Origin of the sequence: Salinimicrobium gaetbulicola, assembly GCF_042676025.1 — a bacterium.
GTDB lineage: Bacteria > Bacteroidota > Bacteroidia > Flavobacteriales > Flavobacteriaceae > Salinimicrobium > Salinimicrobium gaetbulicola.
Window position 1 is genome coordinate 701,544 of the sequence record NZ_JBHTJP010000032.1, and the last position, 17,176, is coordinate 718,719.

At 41.5% G+C, this 17,176-nt stretch carries 15 protein-coding genes; 14 read left to right on the top strand and 1 reads right to left on the bottom strand.

Annotated elements, in window-relative coordinates; all coding sequences use genetic code 11:
- Positions 1–47: 47 nt before the first annotated feature.
- Both ACFQ1G_RS04710 and ACFQ1G_RS04715 read left to right on the top strand, forming a co-directional pair.
- Positions 48–3,014, top strand: a complete 2,967-nt coding sequence (locus ACFQ1G_RS04710; protein ID WP_380737118.1) for an amidohydrolase family protein — start codon at positions 48–50, stop codon at positions 3,012–3,014.
- Positions 3,015–3,021: 7 nt separating this feature from the next.
- Positions 3,022–4,329 (top strand): amidohydrolase family protein, encoded by a 1,308-nt coding sequence (locus ACFQ1G_RS04715; RefSeq protein ID WP_380737119.1) that lies wholly within the window; start codon positions 3,022–3,024, stop codon positions 4,327–4,329.
- A gap of 47 nt (positions 4,330–4,376) precedes the next feature.
- On the opposite strand, the gene ACFQ1G_RS04720 is transcribed toward ACFQ1G_RS04715, so the two are convergent.
- Entirely contained in the window at positions 4,377–4,802 is a 426-nt protein-coding gene (locus tag ACFQ1G_RS04720; protein ID WP_380737120.1) for a hypothetical protein, read from the bottom strand.
- A 170-nt stretch (positions 4,803–4,972) separates the two neighbouring features.
- Here ACFQ1G_RS04720 and ACFQ1G_RS04725 point away from each other — a divergent pair, with 170 nt between their 5' ends.
- From ACFQ1G_RS04725 to ACFQ1G_RS04780, 12 genes are all read left to right on the top strand, one after another.
- Positions 4,973–5,779: a TrmH family RNA methyltransferase gene (locus ACFQ1G_RS04725; protein WP_380737121.1), complete on the top strand. Its 807-nt coding sequence runs from the start codon at positions 4,973–4,975 to the stop codon at positions 5,777–5,779.
- A 71-nt stretch (positions 5,780–5,850) separates the two neighbouring features.
- Positions 5,851–7,083 carry a M48 family metallopeptidase gene (locus ACFQ1G_RS04730; RefSeq protein ID WP_380737122.1) on the top strand — a complete coding sequence of 411 codons (1,233 nt, stop codon included), beginning with the start codon at positions 5,851–5,853 and terminating at the stop codon, positions 7,081–7,083.
- 43 nt (positions 7,084–7,126) lie between these two features.
- A complete protein-coding gene (locus ACFQ1G_RS04735; protein WP_380738456.1) occupies positions 7,127–9,328 on the top strand; it encodes a RelA/SpoT family protein in 2,202 nt (733 codons plus the stop codon).
- A gap of 24 nt (positions 9,329–9,352) precedes the next feature.
- Positions 9,353–9,811 (top strand): Fur family transcriptional regulator, encoded by a 459-nt coding sequence (locus ACFQ1G_RS04740; protein ID WP_380737123.1) that lies wholly within the window; start codon positions 9,353–9,355, stop codon positions 9,809–9,811.
- Between the two features lie 12 nt (positions 9,812–9,823).
- Positions 9,824–11,095, top strand: coding sequence for an adenylosuccinate synthase (locus tag ACFQ1G_RS04745; RefSeq protein WP_380737124.1), 1,272 nt, complete (start codon positions 9,824–9,826; stop codon positions 11,093–11,095).
- Positions 11,096–11,315: 220 nt separating this feature from the next.
- Positions 11,316–11,492: a hypothetical protein gene (locus tag ACFQ1G_RS04750; RefSeq protein ID WP_380737125.1), complete on the top strand. Its 177-nt coding sequence runs from the start codon at positions 11,316–11,318 to the stop codon at positions 11,490–11,492.
- 149 nt (positions 11,493–11,641) lie between these two features.
- Positions 11,642–12,217: a Crp/Fnr family transcriptional regulator gene (locus ACFQ1G_RS04755; RefSeq protein ID WP_380737126.1), complete on the top strand. Its 576-nt coding sequence runs from the start codon at positions 11,642–11,644 to the stop codon at positions 12,215–12,217.
- A 79-nt stretch (positions 12,218–12,296) separates the two neighbouring features.
- Entirely contained in the window at positions 12,297–13,670 is a 1,374-nt protein-coding gene (locus tag ACFQ1G_RS04760) for a TolC family protein (RefSeq protein WP_380737127.1), read from the top strand.
- Between the two features lie 18 nt (positions 13,671–13,688).
- The gene (locus ACFQ1G_RS04765) at positions 13,689–14,651 is read left to right on the top strand and encodes an HlyD family secretion protein (protein WP_380737128.1); all 963 of its coding nucleotides are present in this window, start codon (positions 13,689–13,691) and stop codon (positions 14,649–14,651) included.
- A 4-nt stretch (positions 14,652–14,655) separates the two neighbouring features.
- Positions 14,656–15,819: an ABC transporter permease gene (locus ACFQ1G_RS04770; RefSeq protein WP_380737129.1), complete on the top strand. Its 1,164-nt coding sequence runs from the start codon at positions 14,656–14,658 to the stop codon at positions 15,817–15,819.
- 57 nt (positions 15,820–15,876) lie between these two features.
- Complete coding sequence (locus tag ACFQ1G_RS04775; RefSeq protein WP_380737132.1) at positions 15,877–16,455, top strand: TetR/AcrR family transcriptional regulator; 579 nt, start codon at positions 15,877–15,879, stop codon at positions 16,453–16,455.
- A gap of 71 nt (positions 16,456–16,526) precedes the next feature.
- A complete protein-coding gene (locus ACFQ1G_RS04780) occupies positions 16,527–17,159 on the top strand; it encodes an NAD(P)H-dependent oxidoreductase (protein WP_380737134.1) in 633 nt (210 codons plus the stop codon).
- Positions 17,160–17,176 lie beyond the last annotated feature (17 nt).

The following is a 17,176-nucleotide window of genomic DNA, read 5'->3' on the forward strand; positions in this document are numbered from 1 at the left end:
TTAACTTTCTCGCTTAATTTTTCAGACCTCCTAACTTAAATCATTGTATGAAAATCAAATTTTTGACCTGCCTCCTGTTCTGTGCCTCCCTTGGCCTGCAGGCACAGGAGTACTTTCCTAAAAACGACGCTGTAAAGGCTGAAGTGAACACGAACTACACAGTTTTAAAGAACGCGAAGATCCATGTGGATCCTGCTACAACCATTGAAAACGGCATGCTTGCCATTAAGGACGGTAAGATCACCGCGGTTGGAAAAAACATTAAAGTCCCGGCAAATGCTGTAGTCTTTGATCTAAAAGGCAAGGAAATATACCCTTCTTTCATTGATCTTTACAGCAACTTCGGAATTGAAAAACCAAAAAATTCTCCGGGAAATCCCTTTGGCGGAAATCCTCAATACGATGCTGCAAGGGAAGGCTATTACTGGAATGATCATATTCGTCCGGAAACTTCAGCATTAGAAACCTTTAAATATGACGCCAAGGAAGCTGAAAATCTTCGGAAGTTAGGCTTTGGGGCAGTCAATACTCATATGCCCGACGGAATTGTTCGTGGTACCGGGATGTTGGTCGCGCTAAATTCCGAAGGAACCGAAGGCGACAGGATCATTGATCAAAGATCTGGTCAATACCTTTCCTTTGAAAAAAGCGCGCAATCAAAGCAGCTTTACCCAACTTCTATCATGGGAGCAATGGCATTGCTAAGGCAAACTTACCTGGATGCAGATTGGTATTCAAAAGGTCACGCCAACAATAAAGACCTTGCTCTGGAAGCTTTCAACGAAAATAAAAACCTGGTTCAGATCTTTAAAACCGATGGTTTACTAGATGAATTGAGAGCTGACAAAGTTGGTGATGAATTTGGTGTACAGTATGTGATCGTGGGAAGCGGAAAGGAATTTGAAAGATTGGATGCCATTAAGGCAACCAACGCAATCATTATTGTTCCTCTAAACTTTCCGAAGCCATTTGACGTGGAAGATCCATATATGGCGAATTACGCCAGCCTTGGAGACATGAAGGAATGGAACCAGGCACCGGCCAACTTAAAAATGATGGCCGAAAAAGGAATTCCGTTTGCACTTACCTCCAATGATACCAAAGAATTTAAGGCAAATCTCCTGAAAGCGGTAGAATACGGCCTGGATAAAAAGACGGCTCTGGCTGCTCTTACAACGGTACCGGCTAAAATTCTGGGCAAGGAAAATAAATTGGGAACCTTAAAAGAAGGCGCTTTCGCCAACTTCATTATTACATCAGGTGATTATTTTGACAAGGAAACCACTTTATACGAGAACTGGGTTCAGGGGAAGCGAGCGGTCATCGAAGATATGAATATCGTAAAACTCAATGGTACTTATGAGCTTACCGCGGGAGGAAACAATTACAGCATGAAGATCACCGGTGAGCCTGCAAAACCAAAGGCTGAAGTGACACTGGACGACAAGAAAATAGGTTCAAAACTCACTTATGAGAACAACTGGCTGAACATCATCTTATCTTCGCCTGATACCACAAAAACGGAATATACCAGGCTCGTTGCCAAGATCCCTTCGGAAGTAAAAAGCTTCTCCGGAAAAGCCATCTTAGGAGAAGGTTCTGAAACCACATTTGCGGCAACCCGTACCGCTGATGCTTCCAAAGAAGACAAAAAAGACGACAAGAAAGAGCATCCTGAATTGATGCCTGTTTCCTTTCCAAATATGGCCTACGGATTTGAAAACCTTCCGAAGCAACAGGATTTCTTGTTTAAAAATGCAACCGTATGGACCAATGAAGAGACGGGGATCCTGAAGAATACCGATGTGTTGGTGAAAGACGGAAAGATCGCTGCAGTGGGAAAAAACCTGAAAGCAGGTCGTGCCACGGTGATCGATGCTTCCGGAAAACATCTTACAACAGGGATCATTGATGAACACTCACACCTGGCAGCTTCCGCGGTAAATGAAGCCGGCCACAACTCTACCGCCGAAGTGAGAATGGAAGACGTGATCGATCCTGATGATATCGGAGTATACCGCAATCTTGCCGGTGGGGTTACCACCATGCAATTGCTTCATGGATCGGCTAACCCTATTGGGGGCCAATCAGCGATCTTAAAAATGAAATGGGGCCATAGTCCCCAGGAAATGCTGCTTAACAACTCACCTAAGTTCATCAAGTTCGCACTTGGGGAAAATGTTAAACAGTCAAATTGGAGCAGCAACTCAAGGTTTCCCCAGACCAGGATGGGTGTGGAACAGGTTTACGTTGACTACTTCACCCGGGCTAAGGAATACGAAAAATTAAAGAAGAGCGGAAAACCTTACCGTAAGGATATTGAAATGGAAACCCTTTTGGAGATCCTAAACGGGGAACGACATATTACAGCTCACTCCTATGTGCAAAGTGAGATCAACATGTTGATGAAAGTAGCCGAAGAATTCGGATTCAACATTAACACGTTCACCCACATTCTGGAAGGTTATAAGGTAGCCGATAAAATGGCCGCACATGGTGCCGGGGGTTCTACTTTCTCTGACTGGTGGGCGTACAAATATGAAGTGAAGGATGCGATTCCGCAGAACGCAGCCATCATGCACAATGCGGGAGTAACTGTAGCCATCAACAGTGATGACGCCGAAATGGGCCGTCGCCTTAACCAGGAAGCCGCGAAAAGTGTGAAATACGGGAATATTTCCGAAGAAGAAGCCTGGAAATTTGTCACTTTGAACCCCGCTAAATTGTTACATATTGATGACCGGGTGGGTAGTATCAAAGAAGGAAAGGACGCAGATCTTGTGCTTTGGTCAGACCATCCAATGTCTGTTTACGCTAAACCTGAGAAAACCATGATCGAGGGAACCGTTTATTTTGATCTTGAAAGAGACCAGGAACTGCGCAAGGAGATCGAGCGTCAAAAGAATATTCTCACTACGCAAATGCTTAAAGCCAAAAACAACGGTCTTAAAACACAGCCGGTGAAAGATTCCAAAAAAGATGAAATGCATTGTGACACCCTTCTTTTAAACTAAAATTGAAATGAAAAATATCAAGATACTTTTATTGCCGGTGCTATTATTTGCGGGAACATTGTTTGCCCAGCAAACCCCGGCAGCCAAGCAAACAACTCCGGTCACCATTGTTGGTGCTACCGCCCATATTGGTAATGGGGAAATGATCAAGAACAGCCTGATCATCCTGGAAGATGGAAAGATCAGGACCATAACAGATGCTTCTTCTACAAAAATGCCTTACCGGGGAACTGTTATTGAAGCCAAAGGAAAGCATGTTTACCCGGGCTTTATCGCTCCTAACAGCACACTGGGTCTGGTTGAGATCGATGCGGTACGCCAGAGTGATGACGAGGATGAATTGGGTGAAATGCTTCCGCATGTTCGAAGTGTTGTGGCTTACAATGCAGAGAGTCATGTTGTGGAAAGTATGCGTCCCAACGGGGTGTTGATTGGTCAGATCACTCCTCGTGGCGGAAGGATCTCAGGTACTTCCTCGATCGTTCAATTCGACGCATGGAACTGGGAAGATGCTGTTTTAAAAGAAAATGACGGCTTGCACATCAACTGGCCAAACACAGTTCGCCGTGGCCGCTGGTGGGAAGGTGAAGAGCGTGGAATCAAACCAAATGATAAATATGAAGGGCATGTAAGAGATCTTTCAGACTTCTTTAAAAATGCCAAGGCCTATCTAGCAGGACCAAGAGAAAAGACCAACCTTCCTTTCGAAGCCATGAAAGAGGTATTTGAAGGAAACAAAAGGCTTTATTTTCATGCTGATGCTGAAAAAGAGATCATAGATCTTTTAGCTTTTATAAAAGAACACAGTCTTAAAAATGTTGTTTTAGTGGGAGGTTATGACGCCTATAAGATCGCTGATCAACTGAAGGCCAACAATATTGCCGTTTTAGTAGGTCGTGTTCACGACACGCCAAACCTTGAAGACCAGGATTACGACCTGCCTTATAAAATGGCGCATCTGCTAAATGAAAAAGGTGTCCTGGTAGGTCTTGAAACCAGCGGGGACATGGAACGCATGAATTCAAGAAACCTGCCTTTTTACGCCGGTACCGTTATCGCTTTTGGCGCTGACAAAGAAGAAGCGCTAAAAATGATCACTTCCAATACCGCAAAAATTCTTGGAGTTGATGACCAGATGGGAACTTTAGAAGTTGGTAAAGACGCGACCCTGTTCATCAGCGAAGGAGACGCTTTAGACATGCGAACCAACAAAGTGACCAAAGCCTTCATTCAGGGAAGAGATATCAGCCTGGAAAGTCACCAGACCAACCTGGCAAAAAGATATTCTGAGAAATATGATACTCAGACAGAGTAATAAAGAAATGATTTCATTTCAAAAGGCTGTCCTCAGACAGCCTTTTTTTATACTTTAAATTTTCCCGAATCCATGACGACCTGTGTGGAAGGCAGCACGACCTCATCCCCATCCTCTGCCGTAATGAATACCTTGATAGGTTCATAAGGAGTAACTGTTTCCAGTTCGGCTTTATTTTTTCGGTTCACCCTAAGGTTTCCTATGTTTATAGTTCCGTGCTTTTTGGTAACCATCCAGACGACATAATTCTTCCGCGAAGGCTTTAGTCGGTCAGGGGTGGCAAGATTTTCTACTGAAAGTTTTATCTCATAGTTCTCGCTTTTATTTTGATCTATCTTTAGAACTGCCGTCGCCGCAGGCACAACTTCAGAAGTAGGGAATACAATATCTTTTGAACAGGCACTTATGAGAATGGCCATAAAAATAAAAGCCAGCGGCTTAAAGGCATTTTTCACAGGTAATATCTTCTTCATGATTTCGAATTTAAGTTTTTCACAATCAGTAAATTATAACATTTTTACGGCTTCAAAAAATAACGCAGGACTTTAGATCATTTTTGACCCGGATTTTAATCGAACTTTAACTTTAGAAGCGGTCTCCAGATCATTGAAAATCTACGCCGCCACTTTACTATCTTTGCTGCATGCACAAACAAATTAGTAGTCTTCAGAATCCAACGATAAAAAAGCTGCTTCAGCTTCAGGAAAAATCCAGAACCCGAAAGAAGGAAGGTCTTTTCCTTATTGAGGGCCAGCGAGAGATCAGTCTGGCTGCAAAAGGCGGATACAAGTTTAGGGAGATCTATTTTTGTCCCGATCTTTTTTCTTCGGAAGCATTGGAAAATTTAATGAAAGGCTTTTCTTCGGAAGTTATCATTACTGAAATCTCTGAGGATATCTACTCAAAGATCGCCTATCGCGGCGGTACCGAAGGGGTGATCGCGGTAGCTGAAGCCCGTGATCTTGGCCTTTGCAATATAGAACTAGACAAAAAAGATCCGCTAATTCTGGTTGCCGAAGCTCCCGAAAAACCCGGAAATATCGGGGCTATTTTAAGAACCGCAGATGCCGCAGGAGTAGATGCCGTGCTTATAGCCAACCCCAAAACCGATCTTTTCAATCCTAATATTGTACGCTCCAGTGTAGGATGTGTTTTCACAAATACTATCGCTACCGGCACCACTTCAGAGATCATTGCATTCTTAAAGGAGCGAAAAATCAACATTTACGGAGCCGCTTTACAGGCCTCAGTTCCGTATGACATGATAGATTACAAGCCCGGAAGTGCCATTGTGGTGGGAACCGAAGCTACAGGGCTGAGCGATGAATGGCTGGAAAATACTACCCAGAACATTATTATTCCCATGCAGGGTGAGATCGACTCCATGAACGTTTCGGTCGCGGCAGGCATTCTTATCTTTGAAGCCAGAAGACAACGAGGCTTCAACTAAAACCAAAGTATTTCGACTATTTTATTTAATTATATTAGCCGGCATTGACCTTTTGATAAATAATTATATCTGTGAATCCACAAACGCTTTTTTACATCATCCTGGGAATCATTCTGCTTGATTTTATAATAGACAAGATCCTGGATGCCCTTAACGCGAAACATTTTAATGATCCCATCCCGGCTTCCTTGCAGGATGTGTTCAATGAAGAGGAATATCAAAAATCTCAACGCTATAAAAAGACCCGATACCAATTCGGGATCCTCTCCTCCACTTTTTCCATGATCGTGCTACTGACCTTTTTATTCCTGGATGGATTTGAGTTTGTAGATAATATTGCAAGGTCAGTATCAGATAATGCCATTATTGTAGGTCTTATCTTCTTCGGAATCATCATGCTGGGAAGTGACATTTTATCGCTGCCTTTTTCCTACTACAGCACTTTTGTGATCGAAGAAGAATTCGGATTCAATAAGACCACGAAAAAGACCTTCTTCCTGGATAAGATAAAAAGCTGGGGAATGATGATCCTTTTAGGCGGTGGAATCCTGGCGCTCATTATCTGGTTCTATCAGTTCGCAGGTGATGATTTTTGGTGGTATGCCTGGATCCTGGTTGCTGTTTTCAGTATTTTTCTGAATATGTTCTACGCAAAGCTTATTGTGCCGCTTTTTAATAAACAGACTCCCCTTCCGGAAGGCACTTTGAGGCAAAAGATAGAAGCCTACGCACAAAAAGAAGGGTTTACTCTGGAAAAGATCTTTGTAATTGACGGTTCTAAAAGAAGTACCAAGGCAAACGCGTATTTTTCAGGTTTCGGAAGAGAGAAAAGAGTAACGCTTTATGACACGCTAATCAACGACCTGGATGAGGAAGAGATCGTAGCCGTTTTGGCTCACGAGGTAGGTCACTACAAAAAGAACCATATTATTATCAATCTTATCATTGGAATTTTGACCACCGGATTCACGCTCTGGCTACTTTCACTTTTTGTAGGAAATCCTTTACTTTCCGAAGCGCTCGGTTTAGAGACTCCCGGCTTTCATATTGGTCTTGTCGCTTTCGGACTATTGTACAGTCCGATTTCTGAAATCACGGGGATCATCATGAATTACCTGTCTCGTAAGTTTGAATACCAGGCAGACAATTTTGCCAAAAATACTTACAAAGGCGAACCGCTGGTAACGGGCCTAAAGAAGCTTTCAAAGAATAACCTGAGTAATCTCACTCCGCATCCGGCTTATGTTTTCGTGCATTATTCGCATCCGCCGCTGTATAAACGATTTAAAAACCTACGATCATAATTTTATTGTTTGTTTTCAATCTAAATTGTATTTTTAAATCATGATGACGGACGCCGCTATTGAAAAAGAAAATAAGGAAATTGCCCACCAGTATAAAGAACTTCTGCGCATAAGTTATCAAACGCTCAGCGATGAGGACAAGAAATTGATCCGGCACGCATTTGATGTCGCTGTTGATGCTCATAAAGACCAAAGAAGAAAATCTGGCGAGGCATACATTTTCCATCCCATTGCCGTCGCAAAGATCGTTGCCTCGGAAATAGGACTGGACGCAACCTCTATTGCCGCTGCCTTACTGCATGACGTGGTTGAAGACACCCCTTATTCCATTGAGGAAATCGAGCGTATGTTCGGGAAAACCGTAGCCAGGATCGTGGACGGCCTTACCAAAATTTCCCATTTACAACACGATAAAGATGTTTCGTTGCAGGCAGAGAACTTTCGGAAAATGTTGCTCACGCTGAATGATGACGTACGGGTGATCATTATCAAGATCGCAGACCGGCTTCACAATATGCAGACGATGGATTCCATGCGCACAGATAAGCAGGAAAAGATCGCTTCAGAAACACTTTATATTTATGCTCCCCTTGCCCATCGAATCGGGCTATATAATATTAAGACCGAACTTGAGGACCTGGGATTGAAATACACCGAGCCTGAGGTTTACAACGAGATCCTTCAGAAGATCAAGGAGAGTAAGGAAGATCAAGACGCCTACATCGCTGAATTCACCGATGTGATCAAAAATTCACTCGATAAGGAAGAAATCGAATATACTATTAAAGGTCGCCCAAAATCCATTTTTTCGATCCGTCGTAAAATGAAGAATCAGAACGTGAGCTTTGACGAGGTGTATGACAAGTTCGCAGTGAGGATTATCTATAGGACGAATCCGGCGAACGAGAAATTCCTGGCGTGGAAGATCTATTCCATCGTGACTGATCACTTCAGGCCAAACCCTACCCGACTAAGAGACTGGATCTCATCTCCAAAATCTACGGGATATGAGGCTCTGCACATTACCGTGATGGGGCCAAAAGGGCGTTGGGTTGAAGTTCAAATAAGGAGTGAGCGAATGAACGAGATAGCCGAAAAGGGTTATGCGGCTCACTACAAATACAAGCAAGGTAACCAGGAAGACGGACTGGAAGAATGGGTGAACAAACTTCAGGAAGCTCTCGAAAGTTCAGAAGTGAACGCAGTTGATTTCGTTGAACAGTTCAAGTTAAACCTGTACTCCAAGGAGATCTTTGTTTTCACACCACAGGGTGATCTAAAATCCCTTCCGAAGGGCGCCACCCCAATGGATTTCGCCTTCAGCATTCACACAGAAGTTGGCCTGCGCACCCGTGGAGCCCGAGTCAACGGAAAACTGGTGCCTTTAAGTACAGAGCTGAACAGCGGAGACCAGGTGGAGATCATCACTTCAGAAAAAGCAAAACCCAACTCGAACTGGCTGGATTATGCCACCACAGCAAGAGCAAGGGCAAAGATAAAATCTTCTTTAAAAGAGGAAAAAAAAGGCATTGCAGAAGAAGGAAAAGCCATACTGGCCCGAAAATTACGGGCTCAGAAAATTCCTTTCAACGAGAAGACCATCAATGAACTGGTAGTTTATTTCAAATTAAAGACCAGCCTGGACCTGTTTTACAGGGTGGGCGTCGGCACCATAGACAACCAAAAATTAAAGGATTACGCAGCTTCCCGAAGCAACGCATTGGTAAGCTTCTTCAAAAGCAAGATCAGAAAAACCCAGACGTCACAGGATCTTGATAAAGATGAGATCACGGCAAAATATGACCAGTTGGTCTTTGGCCGGGATGAAGAGGTGCTGGATTACAAACTGGCAAATTGTTGTAACCCAATTCCGGGGGACAGCGTCTTCGGATTCGTAACCGTTAGTGAAGGTATCAAGGTTCATAAAAAGGACTGCCCAAATGCCATTCAGCTGCAGAGTAATTTTGCTTACCGGATCATTCAGGCGAAATGGAAGGATTCCACCCAGGAGGAGTTTAAGGCAGTCATCAAACTTACCGGTATTGACAACCTTGGTTTAGTAAATGATGTAACAAAAGAGATCTCCAGCAACATGAACGTGAACATGCGCAATATTTACTTTGACAGTTCAGATGGCGTATTCTCTGGGAAGATCACTGTCATCGTTAAGAACAATAATATCCTTAAGAAATTAATGGATAACCTCAAAAAAATAAACGGTATTGATAAGGTCTCACGTGAATAATCTTATACCTTTGCACCCAGCATCATGAGCAAAAAAGTAGTCAATAAAAATGATCAGGGAGTGGTAAAGAATGTCTTTACTAAGTACCTGGAAGAGAAAGGACACCGCAAAACACCAGAGCGGTTTGCGATCCTGCAGGAGATCTATAATAGTGAGGAACATTTTGATATTGAATCCTTATATATTAAAATGAAAAATAAAAAGTACCGCGTAAGCCGTGCTACTCTATATAACACTATTGAACTTCTATTGGAATGCGGATTGGTTAGAAAACATCAGTTTGGTAATAATCAGGCCCAGTATGAAAAATCTTATTTTGACCGCAACCATGATCATATTATCCTTACCGATTCTGGAGAGGTGATCGAGTTCTGTGATCCTCGTATTCAATCTATAAAGCAGACTATCGAGGAGGTATTTGATATTGAGATCACTAAACATTCCTTATATTTTTACGGAAACAAAAAAACAACAACCGACTAATTCTGAATTTTTATGGCAGTAGACTTACTTCTTGGATTACAATGGGGAGATGAAGGAAAAGGTAAAATTGTAGATGTATTCACCAAAAAATACGATATCATCGCCCGATTCCAGGGAGGCCCAAACGCCGGGCACACACTAGAATTCGATGGCATCAAGCACGTTTTACACACTATCCCATCAGGTATTTTCCATGACAATGCCATCAATATTGTTGGGAACGGAGTGGTTATAGATCCCGTGATCTTTCAGCGGGAGCTTGATAACCTGAAAAAATTTGACGGAGATTTCAAAAAGAAATTATTGATCTCCAGAAAAGCACACCTAATTCTTCCTACTCACCGTTTATTGGATGCGGCCAGTGAAGCCTCAAAAGGTAAAGCCAAGATCGGATCTACTTTAAAAGGGATCGGACCAACTTATATGGATAAGACAGGTCGTAACGGAATTCGCGTTGGTGACCTTGAATTAAGTGACTGGAAAGAAAAATATCGCAACCTGGCCAATAAGCATGAAGCGATGATCCGTTTTTACGATGTTGACGTTCAGTACGATCTGGCTGAATTAGAAAAAGAATTTTTCAGTGCTATTGAGGAATTGAAGACGTTGAAATTCATTGACAGCGAAGAATATATTCACCAGGCACAAAATGATAACAAGAGTATATTAGCCGAAGGCGCACAGGGATCATTATTAGATATTGACTTTGGAACCTACCCTTTTGTAACCTCCTCAAATACCACTGCTGCAGGTGCCTGTACAGGTCTTGGAGTTGCACCTAATCAGATCAAGGAAGTATTCGGGATCTTTAAAGCTTATACTACCCGTGTAGGTAGCGGCCCCTTCCCTACTGAATTGTTTGATGAGGATGGTGAAAAAATGGGAACTGTTGGCCGTGAGTTCGGAGCTACCACTGGAAGACCGAGACGTTGCGGATGGCTTGACCTGGTTGCTTTAAAATATGCAGTTCAGGTAAACGGCGTAACTCAGTTGATCATGATGAAAGCTGATGTTTTAAGCGGATTTAAAACACTTAAAGTGTGTACCGCATATAACTATCGGGGTGAAGAGATCACTCACCTACCTTATAATATCGAGGCCGAGAATGTAACTCCTATTTATAAGCACTTCAATGGATGGAAGGAAGATATCACCAAGATCTCGAGTCCTTCAGAATTTCCAAAGGAATTGAACGAGTACATTGATTTCATTGAAAAAGAAATAGGAGTACCTGTTAAGATCGTTTCTGTGGGACCGGACAGGTTACAGACAATCGAAAGATAACTTTCAAATTATAGATTTTAAAAAAAGCGCTGAAGAAATTCAGCGCTTTTCTGTTTTCAACCTGAAATCTTTTTTGAACATTTTCCTGTTGAGTTATTTTAAGTCAAATGGTGTTTTGAAAATTCTTTACTATTTCTTTCCAAATCCTGTAACGTTTTTCGAATATTTGCACTTATCCTTTTAAACCCTTCAAAGGAAGTTTAGAATTTAATATTGCCCCATGGATTACTTTTACTGTAGCGTGGTTACCATCGCCGCATATTTCACTTTACAAGCAGTTGAGAATAAAAAACTTAAAAAGATCTTTATAGGAATTTATGTTGTTATCGGTCTAATAAGTGCTGCTTATTTCTTTGGAGAGCAATTTGGAAAAGCCTTTTACTTTTTGAAGCATTAAAATTTCTTCGGAAGGATTCCAGAGTGCGACTTTGCTATATTTTATTCAAAATAATATTCCTTTGCACCCGAAGATTCTAACACACAGGAATTATCCTTGGTATTATCTTACCTTTGCGACACTTTTCAATTTCATATTCGATCTGCTTCATGAACCTAACTGATACCTTAAAGAATATTGTTCCTTTTCCGCCGGAAGAATTACACGATATTGCTTCCCATTTTAAAAAGGAAACGTTCGGGAAAAATCAAAATTTGGTTACGGAAGGTCAGATATGTACTAAACTGTACTTTATCGAACAAGGTGCCGGCAGGAGTTTTTACCTCAAGGAAGATGGCAAGGAGATTACCCAGTGGTTCTTCACTGAAGGTAAATTCATGTCGAGCATTGAAAGTTTCTTTCAGCAAATTCCAAGTATATATTACCTTGAAATGCTTGAAGATTCTGTGGCCTATAGTATCACCCGAGAGAATTTAGACAGGCTGTTCGAGAAATACCCAAATATGGAAAGATTCGGAAGATTACTCTCTACCGAAATGCTCACCCGGGTGGTAAATAAATTGAATGCCTTACAATTTCAGACCGCTAAAGAGCGCTATGAATACATGCTTACAGAGTTTCCAGATATTTCAACGCGCGTCCCCTTAGGCTATATCGCCTCATACCTTGGCATGACGCAAGAAACCCTTAGCCGCATACGCCGCAATGACTCCAAAAAAACCTGATTTTTACTTTTTGACATAGGTCAAAGGATACGCTCTACTTAGTGAGGAAATTTGCACTGCTTAAAAAAAAACAGTTGCAATGAAAATAAATCACTTTTGGATTGGTGTTATAGTCCTTTTGACCCTTAGCCTATTTCCCGGTTCTGCGTGGGCACAACAGCTCGATCCTTCTTTACAGGATCTTATACAGAAAGGCCTTGACAAAAGTCACACCGTGAATGTATATGATCTGGATGTCGAAAAAGCTCAGGTAGATCAAAAGTTGGCTAAATCTGTATTTCTTCCTAAGGTTACCCTTAACGGAAGTTACACCCGCCTTAATGACGATATCACCTTTGACGATGACACCAAAAATTTACTAATGGCCACTCAAAAGTTGCTTATTAAGGAGGCAGCAGGCATACCTTTCAATGCCCCATTCCCTGAAAATATTCCGCTTCAGCAACCTAACAACCTACAGGACAAGAATATTTTAAAATCCTCGGTAGATTTAGATTGGGTGTTATTTAGTGGACTGGAAGCTACCAATGCGCTAAGAGCAGCCAAACACAAAGAAGCCTCGATGAACTTCGCCGGCCTTGCTGAAAAAGACAGGACCGTAATAAAGATTATTGAGACCTATGATAAGCTCGCATTGATCAATGCTTCAGAAAAAGTCCTATCTGCTTCTGAAGAATATCTAACAGAACAGGAATTTTTCGTGAAAAAGGCTATTGAAAATGGCCTGGCTACCCCCATAAGTCGAAAAAAGATCGAATTAGCAAAACAACAGCTGTCAGCAAAACAATTAGAATTCAGCCACAACAAAACATTATTGATTGAAGTATTGCACCAATTAACTGGTGAGGAAAAGGAGAATTTAAAACTTCTTCAACCGGAATTGTCTTCAATTTTGGTTAATACCCCTGAAAATTCCGAAAAGAGAAATGAGATCAAGGCCTTAGAGGAAGCTGAAAAAGCCACCGACTTTAAAGCAAAAATGGAACGAAGTAAATTCATTCCGAAGGTAGCCTTAAAAGGGCATTATGAATTCCTTGAAGAAGATCTTTCCCTTTTTGACCCTCAGTGGTATGTTGGTGTTGGAATACGTTGGAATATTTTTGACGGTGACCAGTCGCGATTGAAAAGCCTCCAGTCAAAGCTGGAAAGCAAAAAGTACCGCGAACAAATTGAAGAGGCCGAAGAAATGATAGCCCTTAGCCAGATCAAAGCTCAACTTAATTACGAAGCAGCACTTCAACATACAGAGATTGCTAAAAAGGAGATCGAGCTTGCTGAGGCAACTTATGAAATGGTCGATAAGCAATACAGGAATGACCTGACCTCAATAAACGAGGTGCTTGACAGCTTAAAAGATCTTGAAAAAGCAAAATTCCAACTGCAGCAGTCATTCTTCGATCAAAGAAGAGCCACCACCGCTCTGCTTCACGCAAAAGGATTACTCAATTACTAAAACATCATTTTTAAATATATGACAACATTAAGAAATTTAGGACTTGGATTTTTATCACTATTAGCGTTAACATCCTGCAACAATGAAGAGGAAATAACTTCTTTTAGAGGAAAAGTAAAATTTGAAACCATCTCTGTAAGTAGTAAGCTTGCGGGGCGCGTATCCAAACTTTATGTAGAGGAAGGCCAGCAGGTAAAAGAGGGGGACACCCTTGCCTTTTTGGATATTCCTGAGATCAATGCGAAAATGATCCAGGCCGAAGGCGCTGTAAAGGCTGCAACGGGTCAATTGAATATGGCCTATAATGGTGCCACTACCGAACAATTGATTCAGCTCGACGGAAAACTGGAAGCGGCTAAAGCACAACTGGATTTCGCTAAGGAATCATATAATAGACTGGACAACATGTACCAGGATTCTTTGGTTAGCCGCCAGCAGCTGGATGAAGTGAAAATGAAATTGAATATGGCCAGGGCTCAGGTTTCGGCACTGGAAGCAAAGAGACATGAAGCTAAAAATGGAGCCAGAACAGAACAAATTGACCAGGCAAAAGGACATTTAGACCGTGCCAGAGGGGCCAAAGAAGAAGTATTGACCGCTTCAAATGAGATCTATTTACTGGCGCCGGCAGATATGTCAATAGAAACAATCAGCCTTGAAGAAGGTGAATTACTCACTCCCGGGTATACCCTTTTTAACGGCTACAAGAAAACCAGCGTTTACTTTAGATTTACCGTGAACGAATCTAATATTTATGATTTTAAAGAAGGGAACGAACTGCTGTTGGTTAATCCTTATACCCAAGAAGAGATCCCCGGAAAGATACAGGCGATAAAACAACTCGCTCATTATGCAGATATCACCAGTACAGCGCCATTGTACGACCTTTCTGAATCTGTGTACGAACTAAAAGTAGTCCCGACTTCAGACATTTCCGGTCATACTTTTTATACGAATGCAACCATACTTCTCAAAAAGTAACAGAATGAAAGAATTTTTGAAATTACTCAAAATAGAATTCAGACGTATATTTTCCAATAATGTGCTCTGTGCTATCTTTTTTGGAGCTCCTATTTTATACGGTATTCTATTTGGGTATGTGTACCAGCAAGCTAAAGTTATAGATCTGCCTGTCGTGATAGTCGATCAGGATTTGAGTCCCTTGACAGATAAGATTGTAGATGCTTTTGATGACAATGAAGCTCTTCTTCTGAAGGATCTTCGATATACTCCAGGCACCATTGCAGAAGAAATGGCCACGGAACAATATGCGGCTGTGATCACTCTCCCTTCAGGATTTGAAGCAGATATACTTCAAAAAAGACATCCGGAAGTAAGAGTCGACCTCAACATGGCGAACATCCTGAATGCAAATATCGCAAGTAAGAATATTCAGCAGGTGTTGATGACGATGAATGCTGGAATCGAAATTGAAGGCTTGAAGAAACAGGGAATGCATCCTTCTCAGGCCATGGAATCCTATGAAAGCTTTAAGATCAATTTTAATAAACTCTACAATTCTACCGGAAACTATCTAAGTTTCATGCTACCCGGACTTTTAGGAGCGATCATGCAACAGGTGATCTTTCTTGCGATGGCACTTGTCTTTGCTCGAGATTTTGAGGATGGTTATTTCAAGGAACTTATTAAGGTAAAAAAATGGTCTGTATACCACATAGGCCTGAAAGCCACCCCATTTTTGATCTTATTACCATTGATGTGGTTCATAGTAAGCCAGTTCTTTATTTTCTTTAATATTGAAGCAGATATATTCAATATCCCCATGCTGCTTTTAACAACGTTTTTGACCTTCGCCTCTATGGGGATCGGGATGTTATTTTCTATTATGATCCCAAATCAGTTAAAGGCCACGGAACTCTTAATGGTGATCTCTACTCCCGCTTTCGTTTTGAGCGGATTTACATGGCCCACTCTGGCAATTCCAGAAGGTATCAATGCACTCGCACAATCTATACCGGTAACCCATTATTTGAGTGGTTTTAGAAAAGTAGCTTATTACAGCGGAAATATTTCTGATATCCTTCCGGAATTAAAAATGTTAGTCCTAATAACCGCGGTAACGTTCACAACTATGATTGTGGTATTACAGTTGAAAATCAACCTTGCTAAGAAACAATCCAAAGAATAACGGAATAAAAATGAACGTTCATTCTTTTTTTGTATATTTGCATCAGAATAAAACGGCATGAAGGCGATTTCAAAAAGTCAGATAAAGAGAGATGCTTTAGTTAAAGCAACTATAAGCCTGGTAAACAATAATGGTTTCCATGCAACTCCTATGTCTAAAATCGCCAAAATGGCTAATGTCTCACCTGCCACTATTTACCTGTATTTTGAAAACAAGCAGGATTTGGTGAATCAGGTTTATATTGAGGTGAAAGCTGAATTTAGCACGTACGCATTTAAAGACTATGATTCAGAGGTGGATGTGGAGACAGGCTTTGAAAAGATCTGGAAAAACATCGCAAATTATAAGCTTAAACAAGTAGACCAGTCGCTTTTTCTTTCGCAGTGTGATAACACGCCTATGATTGACGAAGAAAGCAGGCAGGAAGGCCTAAAACATCTACAGCCTTTACTGGAACTTTGGGAAAGGGGAAAAAATGAAGGGGTTATAAAACCACTCTCGCCTTATCTCCTCTATGCTTTCACCATCTACCCTATTTCCTTCCTGGTGAATATGGAAAATCGGAATCTCTGTTCTATTGGAAAAGGAGAATTGGAAAAAGCATATTCCACAGCCTGGAACAGCATTAAAATTTAGTACACAACAAAATGAGCCCGGAAAAGTTCCGGACTTCAAAAAAGAATGAACATTCATTAATTTAAAATAGTATGGAATTATTAGATAAACTCAACTGGCGTTACGCTGCCAAAGCGATGAACGGTGAAAAAATACCTCAGGAAAAGATTGATACGATCATTGAAGCAGCATCCCTTGCTCCTACTTCAAGCGGTTTACAACCTTTTGAAATCCTGGTGATCACTAATCCAGAAATTAAGAAACAAATAAGATCTATCGCATGGGATCAATCTGTAGTTACAGATTGCTCTCACCTACTGGTATTTGCCGCCTGGGATAATTACACCGAGGAGCGTATCAATAAAATGTTTGACCATACCAATACGGTACGAGGATTTAAAAATGAAGGTTGGGAAAATTACCGTCAGAAACTGCTTGGTTTTTATCCGCATCGCGACCCTGAAGAAAATTTCAACCACGCGGCAAAGCAGGCTTACATTGCCTTTTCTCATGCCATAACTGCCGCAGCTTTTGAGGAAGTTGACAGTACTCCTATGGAAGGATTCGAGCCTCAAGCTTTAGATGAGATTCTAAACCTGAAGGAAAAAAACCTGAGAAGCTGTTTGATGCTTCCATTAGGTTATCGGGATACTGAAAACGACTGGTTAGCAGGGTTGGTCAAAGTGCGTAAAAGCAAAGAAGACCTGGTAACTGTAATTGAATAATAAATCAGAAAAAAGAT